Origin of the sequence: Coprococcus sp. OM06-34AC, from assembly GCF_003462545.1 — a bacterium.
Classification (GTDB): Bacteria; Bacillota; Clostridia; order Lachnospirales; family Lachnospiraceae; genus Coprococcus; species Coprococcus aceti.
Genome location: NZ_QTZF01000003.1, coordinates 185,523 through 205,554, shown reverse-complemented (window position 1 = coordinate 205,554; position 20,032 = coordinate 185,523). Strand labels below are relative to the sequence as shown.

The window sequence follows — 20,032 nt, the reverse complement described above, 5'->3', positions numbered from 1 at the left end:
TCTGTCACCTCTATGCATCTCTCTTTTTTCTTCTGTATCTCTTTTTCTTTCTCCTGACCGTCTTGCCACGCTTTGCCGCCTGAGTCTTCCTGAACTCCTGTATCTGCTCTATCATAGCTGCATAATCCCTCTCGAACAGGATCTCACTTATCTCATGGTGCACGATTTCCGCCGGAAGTCTGTCCACTATAAGTGTCCTGACGAAATCCTTGCTCTTTCCTTTATACATTGGAAGGCTGTAGGTCTCCTGGATATGTGCAAGCTCCGGTCTCCACAATATACGTATGGTACGAAACAGATCAGCCCGTGGATTAGGCTGCATCTCCCTGACCACATAGAAATCGATCTTGTGAGTCAGCTTGTCTGACACTCCATCCTCCAGGCCTTCTGCATCTGGCTTGCCACCTGTATCTGACTTGATGCCTGTATCATATTCTTCAACAGATATGATCCCCCAGTAGTCTGGTACATGCTCTGCCACATGACCTGCATGTGTACTTCCCACCACCACGATATTCTGGTCAAAATATAGATCATAGTCTGCTACCTGACTCTCCAGCCGCGTGTATGTATCCGCATCGCTTTTTATCTCGATTCCCACTATCTTGTCTGGAACGACCATTACCACATCCGCACGGGAGTTTCCGACGGTCTTCTCCTCAAGGATACGCACCTTGCCATATCGCTCCTCAAGGAAATCAAACAGGGGTTCTCGTATATCTTTATCTAATAACATTTTCCCTCCTGAAATCAATTGTTTGAAGTAATCTTTATATGTATTTTTGTCTGCAAAGTCAAGAATCTCCCGCTTTAGCTGAGAAAACCAGGGCAGACCGCTCATAAAGTGAGCTTTCCGCCCTGGTTTCTATGTGAACATAATATTATCAGCCCTTGTTCACAAGCTCTGTGAACTTCTTAAGCGCATCCTTCGCCTCTGGTGAAATGTTCCTTGGAACTGCAATTCTCACGGTAACATAATGATCTCCATGGGTATTGCCGCCCCTCGCCTGGACACCCTTGCCACGAAGCCTTATCTTGCTTCCCGACTGAGTACCCGGTGCTATCTTGCACTTCACATCACCGAACATGGTGTGGACCAATATCTCTCCACCGAGAACTGCCGTGTCAAATGGCACAAGAGCCGTGGTGTATATATCCAGACCCTTTCTCTCATAACCTGCCTTGTCTCTTACATTGACCTTCAGCAGCATATCTCCAGGCTGACCCTTGCCGGTTCCGGGATATCCCTTGCCAGCCAGTCTTATCACACCGCCGTTGTCTATACCCGCCGGAATGTGTACAGTGAACTGGGAACTTCCTCCCCGTCCATCATTGAACGACAGAGTCTTGTCGCAACCATATACTGCATCATCAAAATCTACAGTGACACTTGCCTCCATATCTCTGCCCCGCGCATTGAAGCTTCCCTGACCGAATCCGCCAAATCCACCTCTCTGTGAGCGGCCACCGCCGCCAAAGAACGAGCCAAATATATCGCCAAACATATCACCGAAGTCTCCACCCTCAAAGTGGAAGCCTCCGCCTCCGAATGGATCACCACCGGCAGCTCCACCGGAGCCATCGAATGCAGCCATTCCAAACTGATCATACATCTTCCTCTTCTCGGCATCAGACAGTACCGCGTAGGCCTCAGAGGCCTCCTTAAACTTCTCTGCAGCCGTCGCATCGCCAGGATTCGTGTCCGGGTGGTATTTCTTCGCCAGGGTTCTATATGCTCTTTTTATCTCAGCGTCTGTGGCTGTCTTTGATACGCCGAGAACTTCATAATAATCTCTTTTTGAAGCCATGATTCCTACCTCCCGATAAGCCTATGTATAGTTTAACACTATCTGTCAAGTGATTCCATATTTTTAATGTTAAAATACACACATATTATCTGGCAATTTTTAGTCATTTTTTTATTTAATTAAAGTATAAAAAAAAGCACCCCCGCCGATGATTCCATCAGTGGGGATGCCTTGTATGGCTAATACTATTAATCCTACTGCTTTACATTGAAAGCCTTGATTCCAGGATAAACTGCTGAGTCGCCAAGCTGCTCTTCGATTCTGAGGAGCTGGTTGTACTTTGCAACTCTCTCTGATCTTGAAGGAGCACCTGTCTTGATCTGGCATGTGTTGAGTGCTACTGCGAGATCTGCGATAGTTGTATCCGCTGTCTCACCTGATCTGTGTGATGATATTGCTGTGTATCCAGCCTTATGCGCCATCTTGATAGCCTCAAGTGTCTCTGATACTGAGCCGATCTGGTTGAGCTTGATAAGGATACAGTTTGCGCATCCCATCTCGATACCCTTTGCAAGTCTCTCTGTATTTGTAACAAACAGATCATCACCGACAAGCTGGACCTTGTCGCCAAGTCTTGCTGTGAGCTTCTGCCATCCTTCCCAATCCTCCTCATCGAGACCATCCTCAATTGAGATGATAGGATACTTCTCAACAAGCTTTGCCCAGTGCTCGATGAGCTGCTCTGCTGTGTACTCTGTTCCAGCCTTTGGAAGCTTGTACCAGCCCTTGCCCTTCTCGCTCTTCCACTCTGATGAAGCAGCATCCATAGCGATCTTGAAGTCCTTACCCGGCTCATACCCAGCCTTCTTTACAGCCTCAAGAATTGTCTCGATAGCCTCCTCGTCAGACTTAAGTGCCGGGGCAAATCCACCCTCATCACCTACTGATGTAGCAAGGCCTCTCTCCTTGAGGATTCCTGCAAGTGCGTGGAATACCTCTGCACACCATCTCAGACACTCCTTGAATGATGGAGCGCCAACTGGCATGATCATGAACTCCTGAACGTCAAGTCCTGATGACAGAGCATGACATCCACCGTTTACGATGTTCATCATTGGAACTGGAAGCTTGTTTCCTGAGATTCCACCGAGGAATCTATAAAGAGGAATGTCAAGTGAGATTGAAGCTGCTCTTGCTGCTGCGATTGAAACTGCAAGGACAGCATTTGCTCCAAGGTTTGACTTGTCCTTTGTTCCATCAGCCTTGATCATTGCTGCATCAACTGCATATATATCAGACGCATCCATTCCTGTAAGTACGTCATTTATAGTAGTATTTATATTCTCTACTGCTTTCTGAACACCCTTGCCGAGGTATCTTGACTTGTCTCCGTCACGAAGCTCAAGTGCCTCAAACTCACCTGTGGAAGCTCCACTTGGCGCCGCACCACGACCTACTGTTCCATCTGCCAGATACACCTCCGCCTCAACTGTTGGATTTCCTCTTGAATCAAGGATCTCTCTTCCTATTACCTTTTCGATCTCAAGATAATTCATCATTTTTATATTTCTCCTTTCTTGTATCGCCCCCTCCCTTACGGTCGGCGGCAGTTCGTCGGTGCATTCCGATATGTGCCCACAGGGCACATGGCACCTCCTCTTTCTTGTATCGCCCCCTCCCTTACGGTCGGCGGCAGTTCGTCGGTGCATTCCGATATGTGCCCACAGGGCACATGGCACCTCCTCTTTCGCGCGAGTATAACCCCTGCTGTCCCTCCGATTCAGCAGTTTACAGAGGGTACAGGAGCTCACATGATCTACGATGTTAGTTTAAGCTAACTTATATTTAAAATCAACATAAGTAGTTGCTCATATTTTATCATTTAGTATTTTTCGTCATTATCCGAGTGCCACATCCAGCACCATCATAAGAGCGAAGCCCACCGCCGCACCGATGGTTCCTATATTGGTATGCTCGCCCGCCTGAGACTCAGGTATCAGCTCCTCTATGACCACGTAGAGCATGGCTCCCGCCGCAAATGCAAGGAAATACGGAAGAAGTGGTGTGACCTGGACAGCCAGCAACGCCGTGAGGAAACCTCCGACCGGCTCCACAGCTCCGGACAGCGTTCCATACAGGAATGCCTTCTTCTTGCTCATGCCCTCGCCAACAAGCGGCATGGACACAATTGCACCCTCCGGGAAGTTCTGTATAGCGATTCCTATGGAAAGTGCAAATGCACCTGTGATGGACACGCCCATATTGCCCATGGCTGCGCCGGCGTACACAACGCCCACTGCCATGCCCTCAGGGATATTGTGGAGCGTGACTGCAAATATCATCATGGTCGTCTTCTGAAGCTTTGACCTGACGCCCTCCGGTTTGTCACTTTCCAGATGAAGGTGAGGTATCACCGTGTCAAGAACAAGCAGGAATATGATTCCAAGAGCAAATCCGATAAGTGCCGGCAGCCACGCTATCTTTCCCTGTGCCTCCGCCATGTCTATGGACGGAATGAGCAGTGACCATATGGACGCCGCGATCATGACCCCCGCCGCAAACCCGAGCAGAGCCTTCTCCACAAGCGGAGAGATCTTATCTTTCATAAGGAAAACCATGGCCGCTCCCAGTGTTGTTCCGGCAAATGGTATAAATAATGTTATGAACTCTGACATTTCATCACCTCTTTATAATATGTATTCTGTCTATACTATATTCATATAACCTCTTCACTAGTTCATCTTTCTTTTTAAATTGCGACTACAATTTAATTGAACAGATGCACTTTGTCAACATAAGTTTTTGCATATGATAGAAGTTATCAATACCGGGCCAAAATGCTTCGCATTTCGACAATTTAAGTGCTATAATACCAGAGGTTATGCTATAATAGGCATGGTTATACCAGCTTGGATATATTTGTATGCAAATGGAGATAAATATGAAGAGAACAGAACTAATGATCTGAGTATTTTTTATTTGACATAATTATTTATAGAAAGCATAATAAGTGATACATTTAGTCGTACGGATCATAAGTCCGTACAAATACAATAAAAGACACATTCCAAGGGGAAAAGTATGAAAGAGAATTTACAATTTACAGCTTTATTGGATATTTTAAGCAGGCAGGATCTTATAACTGAATATTCGGAGGATTGCAAAGACATCACTCCTTCCCATATAACCATCAATTCCAAGGATGTGGTCCCAGGTACATTCTTCGTGTGCAAGGGTGCCTCATTTAAGGAGGATTACCTGAAATCAGCCATCGCACAGGGCGCCATCGTATATTTGTCACAGCAAAAGTACGACGACGTGGACATTCCTTATATTATTGTAAATGATATAAGAAAGGCCATGGCTCTTGCTGCCAGATGGTTCTTCGGCAATCCAGGCGATAACATGGTCAAGGTCGGGATCACCGGAACAAAGGGAAAGACCACAGTTACATTTGTCATGAAGGATATACTGGACAAATACACCGACAACAGATGCTCAGCATTCTCAACCCATGAGATTGATGTTGGAACAAAGGTTTTTGAGACCACTCTCACCACACCTGAGCCTATTGAACTCCAGACATACTTCGACATGGCTGTAGATGAAGGCTGTACACACTGTATAATGGAAGTTTCTTCCCAGGCCATGAAGATGAACCGTATCTACGGAGAGCACTACAAGGTCGGAGTATTTACCAATATCGACTACGATCACATCAGCCCGACAGAGCACGCCTCCATGGAGGACTATCTCGGATGCAAGGTATCCTTCCTGAAGCAGTGCGACAACGTTGTACTGTACAGTGACACAAGATATTTTGAGACTATATATAATGAAGTAAGGGACAAGCACGTTGTTGTATACGGAAGCAAGGAATCAATTGAAAAGCTCATGTCAAGGGATGACGATTTCTTTGAAAAGGACACTGAATTCGCCAGCATCCACAATGAAGATCTCACAGACCATAACAGCTACTTTGAGCTTATATACGGAGGAGAGAACAGAGCATACAACACCAACCTGATTGGTGATTACAATGTTGAAAATATTGTTGCCGCCATCATCTCCTCTCTTCTCATCGGCATTCCAAATGATCAGATCAGAAGCAGCATCAGAGATGTATATGTTCCAGGAAGACTACAGGTATATCACTGGAAGGATCGCACATTTATGATCGACTACGCACACAACTATATAAGCATGTACAGACTGTATGAGATGGTTAAAAAGACCATGAAGCCAAAGTCTATAACCGTTGTATTCGGCTGTGGCGGTGAGCGTTACAAGAAGCGCCGTGAGGATATGGGAAGACTTGCTGAGCAGTATGCCGACAAGGTTGTTCTCACCATGGAGGATCCGGGCTTTGAGTCCTGTGAGGAGATCTGCAAGGAGATCAAGCAGTACATCACAAAGCCTTGCTATATAATCGTTGACAGGGAGCAGGCTCTCACAAGAGCCCTCGATGAGGCTCAGCCTGGCGAGCTTGTCATCACGACTGGAAAGGGTATTGAGAGTACCCAGAGAATCAACGGAACTTTTGTGCAGTGTCACTCTGATGCGCAGGTCATCGAGCACTGGCTGACAGAGCATCCGGAGAAGTAAGGGACGGACGGTAATCAGTCCTTCATCTGTATTCAGTTCATGAAAAAAGAGATGTATGTTGTGTATGTGCTATCACGTTCGACTGCTGTCACTTCAGAATTTTCCATTTGCACTCGCTTACGACCGCGATAAGGGCGCTGCGGTCTTCAGCTCGGCAGGAAAATTCTGAAGCTCGGCAGTCTTCACTACCGATAGCCCATACACAACATACATCTCTTTTATTATAGTTTTTGAATCAGATGAATGGCTGATTACCTGTGTTTTGGCTTATCATTAGATATGCAGGGGGTAAACCACAGGTTTATTGCCTTTCTTGCGGCCCAGCTTATAATGAATAGTAGAAACAGGGCGAAAGCGCTGTTATGCAGGTGACAGGAGTTGCCTATCAGACTGACGTAAACTTAATAGTCGTAGCAGGCTGTAAAGTGATGATGCGTGTGATGTTCCGGGAAACAGTGCATGGCTGAGCTTCATAAGGGTTGTTTGTTTACCAAAACTCGGATAGGCAGAGATGCCGAAAGAAAACATTCAGGGAGTTCTACTAAGTAGAACTCCTTTTTATCTGTTATCTTCCACCACTTTCTCCCTCATCTTCGGATCGAATTTCCCATTTCGGATCATTGCTATCTCCCGTTTGAACGGCTCGTAGCTTTTCTTGCTGTTTTCCGGGTCTTTGATGTATGGGGATTCCAGGATCTTTGGGACTTCCATGAAGTCTGGGTGGTTCATGATGTACATGAGCGGTTCAAAACCTATCTTGCCAAACCCAAAGTTCTCGTGTCTGTCCTTAGCCGCTCCCGGCTCGTTCTTGCTGTCGTTCATGTGAAACACGGCTATCTGATCTCTGCCGATGAGTCTGTCGAACTTCTCCACGACTCCATCGAAATCATGTATGATGTCGTAGCCCGCATCGCTGGTGTGACAAGTGTCAAAGCACACACGAAGCTTGTCATTATGACTCACTCCATCATAGATTCGCGTAAGCTCCTCAAAGTTTCTTCCAATCTCACTGCCCTTTCCCGCCATGGTCTCAAGCGCTATGTGGCATGCGGTGTCCGCGGTCAGGACTTCATTCAGGCCCTTTACTATGCTTGCAATTCCCTTGTCCACGCCCTCCCCTACATGTGAGCCCGGATGAAGGACTATGGTCTGTGATCCCATCGCTGTCGCCCTGTCAATCTCCTTTGCAAGAAATTCCACTGCAATCTCATAGATTGCAGGATTCACAGTATTTGCAAGGTTGATTATATACGGCGCATGGACCACGAACTCCTCTATGCCGTTCTGAACCATGAGTTCATGTGCCTCCTGTATCCTAAGCTCCGATATATCCTTGCGTCTCGTATTCTGTGGTGCGCCTGTGTAGAGCATAAATGTATTTGCGCCAAATGCCACAGCATCCTTCACTGAGCCTAGCATCATCTCCTTGCCCGACATACCCACATGACATCCTAATTTCAACATAATTTATCTCCATTCATTCTAAACTGGTTTCAGTTTACTCTATCCTCGCCGACTGCACAATACGCTGCCGCTGCAATCAATAAATAGTTTTTTCTAATTTTACCATATATTATGTAGACTGTTTGCAAATCATTTGGTAAACTAAACACTAGAAACCAACTTATATTATACACTTGGGGGAAAACCGCTATGCAATTAAAAAATGTACTAATCGTCGTAAATGACATTGAACGATCAAAAAAATTTTACAAAGATATCTTCGGGCTTGAGGTTATCTTGGACAACGAGGGAAATGTGATCCTGACGGGAGGGCTGGTCCTTCAGGATGCAACTATTTGGGCTGAATTCATTGAAAATCTTGTAATTCCACATAACAATGCTTCGGAGTTATATTTTGAAGAAAATAATATCGAGGAGTTTGCACAAAAACTTGATGAGTCGCCATACAACATTGAATATGTCAATCGTCTCATGACTCATTCATGGGGACAAAAAGTCATCAGATTCTATGATCCTGACGGCAATCTTATCGAGGTCGGAACGCCATAATTTTTCCTATATCCATTCCCTCTATTTCATGTTACAATTAATGACATATTACCCAATTGGAGGACAAATTTTTATGAGTAACACAGGAAGAACCTGTAAGGTTCACTACACAGGAACATTCAACGACGGAACAAAGTTCGATTCTTCATATGACAGAGGCGAGCCTATCGAGTTCGTTTGCGGTGCAGGACAGATGATTCCGGGATTTGATCAGGCAGTTGAGGGCATGAACGTTGGCGATATCATCGATGTACATCTTCGTCCTGAGGACGCATACGGAATGCCTGACCCGGAGGCCATCATCAAGGCTCCTCTTGCAGATATGCCTGGCGCTGAGAATCTTGAGGTCGGCAATCAGGTATACCTTGCCAATTCCATGGGACAGCAGTTCCTTGTAAAGGTCATTGAAAAAGATGACGAATCCATCACATTTGATGCAAACCATGAGATGGCCGGCAAAGAGCTCAACTTCAAGATAGAGCTTGTATCAGTGGATTAACACTTAGACATGGCGAAGAATTCGATTATATAAGGGGGCAGGAATCGTGAACATTTACATAGACGAATCAGGTTCTATCAATAAATATGCCACAAACGATCAGTATTTCGTGGTGTCTATGATCCATGTCCTCGATCCCGTCGCCCTTGAGCGTGCTTACAAGAGATTTATTTCTTCCAACTATGAGATGCTTCTTGATCTGGACAGTGACAAGGTCGATGACATGACCGGCAAGATCACCAAGCACGGCGGGAGAATGTTCCGGGACGGCAAATTCCGTGAACTAAAAGGTGCACAATTTGACAGAGACATGAAGCACATATTTGTGGATTACTTCTCCAGGAAGCATCACTTTGACGTGTACTATATCATGATGAAGAATGAAAATCTGCCGAACCGCTTCTTCGACAACATCTCCAGGACATTCAACTTCTCCATCAAATCTGCCCTGCTCTACTTCATACAGAATGGATATCTTCCTGACGAGGACTGCTTTCTGCAGCTTGACGAGAGGAATGAGCGGGTGGAGAACAAATCATTCCTTGAAAATTATCTGAACACTGAGCTTTCACTGTCAGGTCAGGTCGCAGGTAATTTCTCAGTGAGCTACTTTGACTCGGCCTGCAACAAATTTGTGCAGATAGCGGATGTATTTTCTAATCTGTTCTATTCTCACTTGCAGACCGGACACTATACTGATGAGCTGGAGCTTATGAGGGAACTGGGGATACTTAAGGGTGTTTACGAGCTGACATAATCAAAAAGGGATTGAACCTTGCGATCTGTATCGCGGTTTCAATCCCTTTTTGAAATATTATTAAAATACCAATTGCCTCCGAGCGATGCTCACACAGAACACTTACATAGATAAACGCACTATCGAAGGACTTACTGTTGGTACTTATATAATATCATGTTTTGCTTCAAAAGACAATAAGTCCGTGTTAAATTCACTGAAATTTTCACTCTTTTTTATCTGTCCTGCTCTCCCGTCCATGTCCAAACGCCAGATAGCCTATGAAAAGAACAAACAATGCTGCAACTCCCATCCAGATACACAGCAGTTTTGGTCCCTTCGGGGCAAATGTATCGTAGTATCCCTTGAAATAGATTACCACAATTATAAGCGGCAGCACGTATGACATGTATTTTCTTAGGTACTGCGGAAACGGCTTACCGATACCGGTGTCTGCCTCAGCGACAAAGTTTTCAAATCCCCATCCATTCTTTCTTGTACAGAACAGGACAAAAAGTAATGATCCGAGTGGGAGGATATTTCCCGATACGAGAAAATCTTCCAGATCCATGATATTTGTACCCGCTCCCATCGGAGTGATTCCTGAAAGCACATTGAATCCAAGCACAGCCGGCAGGGAGAGCACTGATATCCCGATCAGATTTATAATAAGTGACTTCTTTCTCTTCCATCCAAACATATCTATACTTATCGATATGATATTCTCAAACACCGCGATAACCGTGGAAAGCGCCGCAAATGACATGAATATGAAGAACAGAATTCCCCACACTCTTCCTCCCGGCATGTGGTTGAACACATTCGGCAGGGTCATAAACAGAAGTGATGGTCCCTTGTCCGGGCTGATCCCGTACGCAAAGCATGCTGGCAATATGATGACTCCGGCCATGAGTGCCACAAATGTATCAAGGTACATAACACTCTTCGCCTCGCCAGACAATTTTCTCTCCTTGCCTATATAACTTCCAAATATCTCCATGGATCCCATACCTACACTGAGTGTAAAAAATGCCTGGGTCATGGCGTCAAATAATACATTGCCCCAGCCTCTGGCATTTGCACGCTCGATACTTGGAACAAGATAGAACTTAAGTCCTTCTTCGTTGCCCGAGAGCATGAGCGAATTCACTGCCATGACTATCATCAGAACTATAAGTGCAAACATCATGATCTTTGTCACCCTCTCCACTCCGTTCTGAAGTCCCAGTGAACATATACCTATACAACACACGATGACCGCAAGTGTGATCGCGACCATAAGTCCCGGTGATGCAAGCATCCCTGTAAATTTGTCTTCTATTGCTTCTACTGACCCACCATGAAGCTGTCCTGATCCCATGACGTACACATAGTATACCATCCAGCCCGCTACCATAGTATAAAACATCATCAGCAGATAGTTGCCGGCATAGGCATACCAGCTGAATTTATGCCAGTTGCCGCCCTTCGGCGCAAGCTCCTTAAGCGCTGAACCAACGCTCTTGCCACTCCCTCTGCCTATCGCAAACTCACAGGTAAGGATAGGATATCCCAGAAGCAACAGACACAGCAGATATATCACGATAAATATCGCTCCGCCATTCTGCCCGCATATATACGGGAACTTCCATACATTTCCAAGGCCAATAGCACATCCCGCCGACACGAGGATGAACCCAAGTCTGGAGGCGAACTTTTCTCTGTCGCCGTTGTTATTTTCTTTACTCATACACTTTTCCTTTCACAGATATCAGTATTATTTGCGTCAGATGTTTACTTCAAGCTATTACATTCTGCATTGTTTTTTCATTTATTCTGACACATACCCTGTGATTGTAACATACATTACAGCATTTGTGTGTTTAAACTTTTACAGTTTAAATCAAATTTTTCCAGTATTTGAACCAGATAAAATACAGGTATTTTTATGTTTGCTGTGCGTTTTCAACAAGTATATTTTCCTGCAAAATAAATCTATTAATTTACATATAAAGGATTACATTTTTCCATATTATATTTTATTATAATGAGTAGAATGTTCTTAATACTAATAAGATCGTTCTCCGTATTTTGAGGCAGATTTCTGTGTGGGTTTGCAGTACCTTATACCTTATACCTTAAACCACCAGCGCATAGCTGCAAGTGCGCTGCTCATATTATGGAAGAACGAATAGTAACGCATGCGCCGCGCGAAGGGCATTTATATGCGCATGCTGCATTTTTATAAGGAGGACATTTATTATGGCTACATGGCTTAAAGACGCAATTTTTTATGAAATATACCCACAGAGTTTCTACGATACCAACGGCGACGGTATCGGTGATTTTAACGGAATCACTGCAAAGCTTGACTATATCAAGTCTCTTGGATGCAACGCTATCTGGATGAATCCTTGCTTTGATTCACCATTTTCCGATGCAGGCTACGATGTAAGGGATTACAAGAAGGTTGCCGAGAGATACGGAACAATGGAGGACATAGAGAACCTCTTCGCTGAGGCTCACAAGAGGGACATGCACATTCTCCTCGACCTGGTTCCAGGCCACACATCTGAGGAGCATACATGGTTTACCGAGAGCAAAAAAGCTGAGCCAAATGAATACTCAGATAGATATATGTGGACTGACGGATGGCTCTGTGGCGGTGCAGGTCTCAACTACATCGCAGGAGAATCACCAAGAAACGGTGCCTACATCGTCAACTTCTTCAAGTGCCAGCCGGCTCTCAACTATGGAGTGCTTAATCCAACAGAAAAGTGGCACAAGAGCATGTACGATCCTGCATGTATCGCAACCAGAGAGGCTATGAAGGACGTATGCCGCTTCTGGCTCGACAAGGGCTGTGACGGCTTCCGTGTAGATATGGCAGATTCACTTGTAAAACATGATGACGAGAATAAAAGCGGAACTGTTGCCGTATGGCAGGACATTCTCGGCGATATACACGCTGAGTACCCTGAGTCAGCATTTGTATCTGAGTGGGGAAAGGCTGAACAGTCAATCAAGGCCGGCTTCGACATGGACTTCTATCTCGACTGGATGGGCAACGGATATAACTCTCTGGTAAGAGATTACGAAGCTCACCTGAATGCATTTGCATCTCTTCCAGAGTCACTTGACGACAGCACGGAGAACAACAGCTTCTTCAAGGCTGACAGCAAAGGAACCTGCGACCACTTCATTGATGAATACATGGGAAGATACGAGCAGATAAAGGACAAGGGTGCTATAGCCCTCATCACAGGAAATCACGACACTACACGTATCAGCTACGGACTCTCGGAGGATGAGTTAAAGCTTGCCTACGCATTCTTCCTGACAATGCCTGGCAATCCATTCATCTACTATGGCGATGAGATTGCTATGAAATTCAGAAGCATGGCAAGCAAGGAGGGCGGATTTACAAGAACCGGCTCAAGAACTCCTATGCAGTGGACAAGCGGTGACAACATGGGCTTCTCATCAGCGCCTGCCGACAAGCTCTATCTGCCGGTTGATCCTGCAGAAAATGCCGCAAATGTTGAGGCTTCCGAGGCAGATCAGAACTCCCTGCTCAATACAGTGAAGGCCCTCACTTCTCTCAGACGTTCACAGGCGGATCTGCTAGACAAGAGTAACCTTGAGATCATCAGCAGAAAGCCACTTGTATATAAGAGAGGGAATCTACTCCTTGCAGTGAACCCTAAGAATACAGACACCCAGTCAAGGAAGCTTGCTGAGCTGACTGGTGACGCAAAGGTTATCTATTCTATAGCAATAAACGGCACACAGCCAGGTATCGCTGACGGAGTTATCACTCTTCCGGCACAGAGCTTTGTTGTGATAAGCTGCTAATTTGGAGCAATATATAACAACTCAATAACCATATAAAAAGGTCATTACATAATATGACAATCATACACAACGGAGATTTCATTTTCCATGTGGGTTGCTCATATTATGCGATGGCCTCTTTTTATCTTCTTCCCTGTGGTCATCTCCCCAAACTTGTGGTAATATTTAATGGATTATATGCTCATGTGCCACGACAGAATAAGTGCACATGACATACCGGATTATAAAGGAGAACAATATTATGAACATGCAGGAAGCTACAAGCATCATGAAGGCTGACAGCTACAAAATGGCTGCACTTTCAGAAGATACAAGAAACAATATACTAGTACATGTAAAGGACGCACTCATCGCACATAAGGATGAGATATTTGCGGCAAATGCAAAGGACATGGCTGCTGCCGAGGAGAACGGGATCGCAGCATCAGTCAAGAAGAGACTGAAGTTCGACGAGCACAAGCTCGCTGACGTGACAAATGGAATCGATGAGCTCATAAAGCTCCCTGATCCGGTTGGACAGATCCAGCTCAAGAGAGAGCTTGACGAGGGGCTGGTCCTTCAGAGAGTCTCCTGCCCGATCGGTGTCATCGGTATTATATTCGAAGCACGGCCAGACGCACTTGTGCAGATATCTTCTCTGTGCATCAAGAGCGGCAACTGCGCAGTACTCAAGGGTGGCAAGGAAACTGCCAACACCAACAAGGCTCTCTTCGATGTGATCTACAGCACAGCCGTTGCAAACGGAGCACCAGAGGGCTGCATGCTCCAGGCAAGCCAGCACAACGAGATCGATGAGCTTCTGTCATGCAACAAGTCCGTTGACCTGCTCATACCTAGAGGCTCAAATGCATTTGTGCAGTATATAATGAACAACACCAAGATTCCTGTCATGGGACACGCAGACGGAATCTGCCACACATACATAGACAAGGATGCAGATATAGAGAAGGCTATCCCTATCATCATAGATGCAAAAACACAGTACACCGCTGCCTGCAACGCAACGGAGACACTTCTCATCCACAGGGATGTGGCAAATGAAATGCTTCCAGTCATGGCTAAAGCTCTCAGGGAGAATGGTGTAAAGCTACGCGGAACCGCAGAGGCAGCGGAGATCATCAAACGGGCATACACAGCTGACGGTCAGGCCAATGGTTCACATACGAATGCCGCAACTGACAGCCAGAACGTTTTTGAGATCATGGGAGACGACGATTTCAATACAGAGTATCTTGACCTGGTACTCTCAGTCAAGATCGTGAACAATGTCCAGGAGGCTATCTCACACATCAACCACTTCGGTTCACACCATACTGACTGTATCGTGACTGAAAATGCCGACACTGCCGACCTCTTCATGCAGCTTGTCGACTCGGCGGGAGTATACCAGAACTGCTCCACAAGATTTGCCGATGGCTTCAGATACGGTTTCGGCGCAGAGGTCGGAATCAGCACAAGCAAGATCCATGCAAGAGGCCCTGTAGGACTTGAGGGACTTGTAACTTACAAATACAAGCTTTACGGACATGGACAGATAGTTGATGACTACGCAACCGGAAAGAAGCAGTTCCATTTCAAAGACCTGTAGAATAATGAACGATCATCAGCGGGGACTTTCTCATGTACATCAGTCCTCGCTGATGCATTTACTATATAAATAGGAATTACATAAAAATGAAAACAATACTGAAAATATTCAAAAACGACCTGATCGGTATCAAAAAAAGTATACTCACAATAGTTCTCGCCGTTGGACTGTGCATACTGCCTGCGCTGTATGCATGGTTCAACATATTTGCAAACTGGGATCCATATGCCAATACTGGCAATATCAATATCGCCGTCGTCAACCTGGACAGGGGCTACACAGACGCAGACGGCAACGAGATGAACATGGGTCAGTCCGTGGCTGATAAACTGAAAAGCCAGACCAGTATCGGATGGGTATTCCCAGATTCTGAAAAGTCCGCCATCGACGGTGTGAAATCAGGCAAATACTATGCCGCCGTCGTCATTGATGAGGATTTCTCCTACAACATGTTCAATGCCCTGACGGACAACTTCGTAAATCCAAGCTTCACCTACTATGAAAATGAGAAGAAAAATGCCGTGGCACCTAAGATAACCGACACCGCGGTCTCTACTCTCAAGACAAGTATCAACGAGACCTACGTCAAGGCGATATCACAGAAGCTTATCACTGCCATTGACGACTCCGACACAGATCTGTCGAAGGATCTCAAGGGAACGGACTTCATCACAGCACTCAAAACCGTCGATGACAATCTCGCCGGATATCAGAAAACCATAGATTCCATAATCAAGGCAAATAACAAACTCAAGACCAGCACAAAGCTCAAGGACGCAACTGACAAGAGCAGCAAGCTTCTGTCCGATGCGGGTTCCGCCATTGATTCAAGCATGTCTGATATAGACTCAGTGGGCTCAACCTACTACACTGTCAGGAATTCTCTTCAGGATCAGATCGACAGCATCGCGCAGGACATACAGAATCTGAAAAGCTCTACAAAGCTTATCCATATGAAGGATGATGCAGAGAACATATCTGCCGATCTTGAGAATATCAAGGCAGATGCAGACAAACTTCAGCAGAAGATCGATGCAGTCGACGAATATATCAAATCTCTTGACATAAGCAACACGAATGAGGTTTCAGATGCCCTCAACAAACTTGACAAGCTGAAAACAGAGGTTAAGAAAATTTCCTCTCTCACCGCTGACACCATCGATAGTCTGGATATGTCTGCGATCACAAATGCAGAAAATGCCGTATCAGATAAGCTCGACCAGATCATCGACTCTGTCTCAGACATCGACGATACATTTACCAGTCAGGTCATTCCTGACATGGACAACATAATCCTGAACATCAAAAATGCACTGAAAAACGCTCAGGATCTGTTAAATACCCTGAATTCTACCATAAACAGTGCAAGCTCTGTATTTGACAATTATAAGGTTACCATTGCATCAATGAACACCAGTCTCTCAGATCTCTCTGATCTCATAAGCGACATCAGGGACAAGATCCAGACCGCCACAGACGAGATAAACAAGGCCGCCGACAGCGAGGTGACCGACATGATCATCGCCTTCCTCAATGGAGACTCAGAGGCGCTGGCGTCATTCCTGTCAAAGCCTGTTGCCGTCGAGGAGCATTACTACTACAGCATTGCCAACTACGGTTCGTCCATGGCACCATTTTACTCAGTGCTTGCCATCTGGGTCGGAATGACAATTCTCGTCTCCCTCATGAAGGTGCATGTGAAGGATGCGGACTATCTGAAGGATGCCAGACCACACCAGTTGTTCTTTGGAAGATACCTTATTTTCTTCCTGTTGTCTCAGCTTCAGGTTCTGGTCATAGTGCTTGGAGATCTGTTCCTGCTGAAGATACAGTGTCTGCACCCATTTGCATTCTGGGCAACTGCGGCACTCACAGGGCTGACATTTTCAATATTGATATATTCACTCACCATATCATTTGGCGACATAGGCAAGGCCCTCGCTGTTGTGATCATGGTGCTGCAGATAGCGGGGAGCGGTGGAACCTACCCTATAGAGGCTCTTCCGAACTTCTTCAGACAGGTGTACATATTCTTCCCATTCCCATATGCGATAAATGCAATGCGTGAATGTATTGGCGGAATGTATCACGCAGACATGTTCAAATATCTGCTTGAATTGTCAATTTTCATTGTGGTTGCACTGGTCATAGGACTTATAATCAGAAAACCATTTATCCATATCATGCACTTCATCGAGAAACGTATGGAAGATACGGATATGATGTAATGCAAATAAGGAGGAACACCCATGAACGAAGATATAAATTCAAATACAACCAGCACCGAGCCATCTGACATAAAGTCCCGGGTGCTTGCATTCAGAGACAATGCCCATGCAGAAAATGTAAAAAAGCTGAAGGCGGGTATTAAGTGTATATTCACTGTTCCCGCATGCTTCCTTATCCTGCTCTTTCTGACCGGCAGCTCCAAGATCATATTTCTTGTTCTGTGGATCGCCAGCCTGTTCATAATCGCGGCGTATCTGATACATGTGGAATACTCGGATTACAAGGTACAGGAGATGGTTAACTCGCTTCAGGATACGGAAGATAATATTGACGGTCTCATCGACATCAACAGCATATATACAAAAGTCGCTGCACCGAAGAAGAAGCTGGACGACATAATAACAAATGTAAAAACAGACATTCAGACACAGATCACCGCCGTGCAGGACAAGGTGGCTGAGATGGCTGAGGCTGTGCAGAATGATCAGAGTGTGTCTGTGCAGTCTGATGAGCAAAACGAGACAGTTCAGACAGATGAACATGGCGACTCGGTCCGGACGGATGAACAGGATGAAGCCACAGAAAACACAGAAGCTGACAAGGAGGAATTATCATGAAAAACATTTGGCGTGTATACATATCTGATCTGCGCAGGATCACCACAAATGTTGTCGCACTGTCCATAGTCATGGGTCTGTGTATAATCCCTTCTCTGTATGCGTGGTTCAACATCCTGTCAAACTGGGATCCGTATGGAGAGTCCGCCACCTCACTCATGAAGATCTCCGTCTACTCTGAGGATGAGGGAATCGAGATGAGCGGAATAAATCTGACCATCGGAGACATGGTGATCGAAAGTCTTGAAAACAACAACACTATCGACTGGACATTTGCCGATAATAAAGATGAGGCACTTGAACTCATCGCCAGCGGGGAATGTTATGCCGGAATAATCATACCAAAGGACTTCACGGCGAACATGCTCAGTATACTAAATGGCAACATCGTCAATCCAAATATCGAATACTACGAGAACAGCAAGAAGAACGCCATTGCCACCAAGATAACCGGCAAGGTCAAGACGACCGTCCAAAACGAGATAAACACAAAGATCATAAGCACGCTGACCGAGGTATTTGCAAATGCCGGAGATTTCATTTCTGGAAATAACATAGACGGTTCAGACCTCGTTGCCGGTCTTGAGAGCAAGCTGGTACAGATCTCATCCACGCTTGACAATTACGTCTATATGCTGAATACATTCTCACTGCTCACAGGGTCTGCATCAGATGCCATCGATACCACTCAACTTCTGTTTCCAAGCATAGACAGCATGGCACAGAGCGGCTCAAGCAGTCTTGGAAATCTGAGTGACAGCGCAGGCATAAGCAGCGACGTTGCAGACACCTCGATATCACTGCTGAACACAGGTCTCGACATGATCTCTGACAGACTCACAGAGCTTGGTAAAACCGTGGACAGCCTCTCAAGAACCCGCGATATCGGATCAGTGTCAATCGAAACTGACCTCAATGGTTCCCTTGGCACCAATGTTCTGGACACCATAAACCGATTGATCGAAGCCCAGTCACCTATAGTATCGGATGCCAAAGTTCAGTTTGAAAATCTGAACGAAGACTTAGCAAAGCTTGTATCCGACACAAGCCTGTCGGACGAAGAATTTGCATCACTGAAAAAAGCGGTATCGTCCGACATAAAGAAGTGTACAAATGACATTGCTTCAGTGAAGGATCTCATAAATAACGAACTTTCGCCTGAACTGAAATCTTCGTTAGAGAATATCCAGTCATCGCTAACTCAGGCGCAGAATGTACTGGCAAATGTTCCGGGAAACTTCAACGATATCAGCAAGTCCCTGACCGAGTATCAGGACATTCTGAAGGATGGAACCTCAGACATAGCAGGAACGATCAAATGTCTGAAGGATCTCAAAGAAAGCATAGACAAGATCAAGGCCGACATACAGACGATCACGTCTAACAGCAGCTACCAGGATTTCATAAATGCCATCAAGGACAATCCACAGGTGATAGTGAATTTCATCTCATCACCGGTACAGATGAACACAGTTGCTGTATACGAGATATCCAACTACGGATCAGCCATGGCACCATTCTACACAGTCCTTGCCCTGTGGGTCGGTGCTCTCATACTTGTGGCACTCATACACGTTAAGGTCAAGGACAATGAAGAGCTTGAGGGCGTGAAGCCTTACCAGAAGTTCTTCGGAAGATATCTTAACTTCTTCGTCATCGGACAGGTCCAGACAATCATAACCGTTATGGGTGACCTGTTCTACGTGGGAATACAGTGCAGGCACCCGATAGCATTTACTCTGGCCGCCATGATGACGAGCTTTGTATTTACATTCCTTATCTACTCTCTCACCGTGGCATTTGGCAATATCGGTGAGGCCATCGCCGTGATCATCATGGTCATTCAGGTTGCGGGAGCAGGTGGAACCTTCCCTGTGGAAGTGCTCCCATCAGTGTACCAGTACCTGTACAAATTCATGCCGTTCTCATACTGCATGAACGCCCTCAGGGAATGTGTCGCCGGAATGTATCAGCACACCTACGGCAAATGTCTTGCCACCCTGCTGATATATGTTGCGATCTCAGCGGTCATCGGACTGCTGCTCGCCAAGCCTTGTGCAAAGCTTCTTGACAAGCTTGAGCACAGCAAGGAGAAATCCGGATTGTTTATATAATTAACGCCTCAGGTAGTATCCGTATGAAGCCGTTGTGGTGAGGTTGTAG

General features: G+C 45.7%; 15 protein-coding genes. 9 read left to right on the top strand and 6 right to left on the bottom strand.

The genetic code is table 11. The annotated features are described in order from the left end of the window. Positions 1 to 10: 10 nt before the first annotated feature. The 4 genes from DXB91_RS06975 to DXB91_RS06960 all read right to left on the bottom strand — a co-directional run bounded on the left by DXB91_RS06975 (position 11) and on the right by DXB91_RS06960 (position 4,423). Positions 11 to 736 carry a sce7726 family protein gene (locus DXB91_RS06975; RefSeq protein ID WP_118017249.1) on the bottom strand — a complete coding sequence of 242 codons (726 nt, stop codon included), beginning with the start codon at positions 734 to 736 and terminating at the stop codon, positions 11 to 13. A gap of 148 nt (positions 737 to 884) precedes the next feature. Next, a complete protein-coding gene (locus tag DXB91_RS06970; protein ID WP_015533746.1) occupies positions 885 to 1,808 on the bottom strand; it encodes a DnaJ C-terminal domain-containing protein in 924 nt (307 codons plus the stop codon). A 194-nt stretch (positions 1,809 to 2,002) separates the two neighbouring features. Further along, positions 2,003 to 3,304 carry a phosphopyruvate hydratase gene (gene eno / locus DXB91_RS06965; RefSeq protein WP_055146761.1) on the bottom strand — a complete coding sequence of 434 codons (1,302 nt, stop codon included), beginning with the start codon at positions 3,302 to 3,304 and terminating at the stop codon, positions 2,003 to 2,005. A 342-nt stretch (positions 3,305 to 3,646) separates the two neighbouring features. Further along, positions 3,647 to 4,423: a ZIP family metal transporter gene (locus DXB91_RS06960; protein WP_055273076.1), complete on the bottom strand. Its 777-nt coding sequence runs from the start codon at positions 4,421 to 4,423 to the stop codon at positions 3,647 to 3,649. A gap of 406 nt (positions 4,424 to 4,829) precedes the next feature. Here DXB91_RS06960 and DXB91_RS06955 point away from each other — a divergent pair, with 406 nt between their 5' ends. After that, the gene (locus DXB91_RS06955; protein ID WP_117550786.1) at positions 4,830 to 6,353 is read left to right on the top strand and encodes a Mur ligase family protein; all 1,524 of its coding nucleotides are present in this window, start codon (positions 4,830 to 4,832) and stop codon (positions 6,351 to 6,353) included. 558 nt (positions 6,354 to 6,911) lie between these two features. On the opposite strand, the gene DXB91_RS06950 is transcribed toward DXB91_RS06955, so the two are convergent. Continuing rightward, the gene (locus DXB91_RS06950; protein ID WP_118017390.1) at positions 6,912 to 7,814 is read right to left on the bottom strand and encodes a deoxyribonuclease IV; all 903 of its coding nucleotides are present in this window, start codon (positions 7,812 to 7,814) and stop codon (positions 6,912 to 6,914) included. A gap of 192 nt (positions 7,815 to 8,006) precedes the next feature. Here DXB91_RS06950 and DXB91_RS06945 point away from each other — a divergent pair, with 192 nt between their 5' ends. The 3 genes from DXB91_RS06945 (at position 8,007) to DXB91_RS06935 (ending at position 9,622) form a co-directional block, all read left to right on the top strand. Next, positions 8,007 to 8,366, top strand: coding sequence for a VOC family protein (locus DXB91_RS06945; protein ID WP_117550788.1), 360 nt, complete (start codon positions 8,007 to 8,009; stop codon positions 8,364 to 8,366). Positions 8,367 to 8,439: 73 nt separating this feature from the next. After that, on the top strand, positions 8,440 to 8,865 hold the full coding sequence (locus tag DXB91_RS06940) for an FKBP-type peptidyl-prolyl cis-trans isomerase (protein ID WP_004850005.1): 426 nt from the start codon (positions 8,440 to 8,442) through the stop codon (positions 8,863 to 8,865). 46 nt (positions 8,866 to 8,911) lie between these two features. Continuing rightward, complete coding sequence (locus DXB91_RS06935; protein ID WP_022217312.1) at positions 8,912 to 9,622, top strand: DUF3800 domain-containing protein; 711 nt, start codon at positions 8,912 to 8,914, stop codon at positions 9,620 to 9,622. A 205-nt stretch (positions 9,623 to 9,827) separates the two neighbouring features. Here DXB91_RS06935 and DXB91_RS06930 read toward each other — a convergent pair whose 3' ends face one another. After that, positions 9,828 to 11,330 (bottom strand): sodium-dependent transporter, encoded by a 1,503-nt coding sequence (locus DXB91_RS06930; RefSeq protein ID WP_118017247.1) that lies wholly within the window; start codon positions 11,328 to 11,330, stop codon positions 9,828 to 9,830. Between the two features lie 512 nt (positions 11,331 to 11,842). Here DXB91_RS06930 and DXB91_RS06925 point away from each other — a divergent pair. From DXB91_RS06925 to DXB91_RS06905, 5 genes are all read left to right on the top strand, one after another. Next, a complete protein-coding gene (locus tag DXB91_RS06925; RefSeq protein WP_118017245.1) occupies positions 11,843 to 13,435 on the top strand; it encodes an alpha-amylase family glycosyl hydrolase in 1,593 nt (530 codons plus the stop codon). A 241-nt stretch (positions 13,436 to 13,676) separates the two neighbouring features. Then, entirely contained in the window at positions 13,677 to 15,023 is a 1,347-nt protein-coding gene (locus DXB91_RS06920) for a glutamate-5-semialdehyde dehydrogenase (protein ID WP_117550794.1), read from the top strand. Positions 15,024 to 15,109: 86 nt separating this feature from the next. Next, positions 15,110 to 17,251, top strand: a complete 2,142-nt coding sequence (locus DXB91_RS06915) for a YhgE/Pip domain-containing protein (protein WP_118017243.1) — start codon at positions 15,110 to 15,112, stop codon at positions 17,249 to 17,251. A gap of 21 nt (positions 17,252 to 17,272) precedes the next feature. Beyond that, entirely contained in the window at positions 17,273 to 17,869 is a 597-nt protein-coding gene (locus DXB91_RS06910) for a hypothetical protein (protein WP_118017241.1), read from the top strand. Beyond that, positions 17,866 to 19,983 (top strand): YhgE/Pip domain-containing protein, encoded by a 2,118-nt coding sequence (locus DXB91_RS06905; protein WP_118017239.1) that lies wholly within the window; start codon positions 17,866 to 17,868, stop codon positions 19,981 to 19,983. Before DXB91_RS06910 ends, DXB91_RS06905 begins: the two co-directional genes overlap by 4 nt. Positions 19,984 to 20,032: the final 49 nt, after the last annotated feature.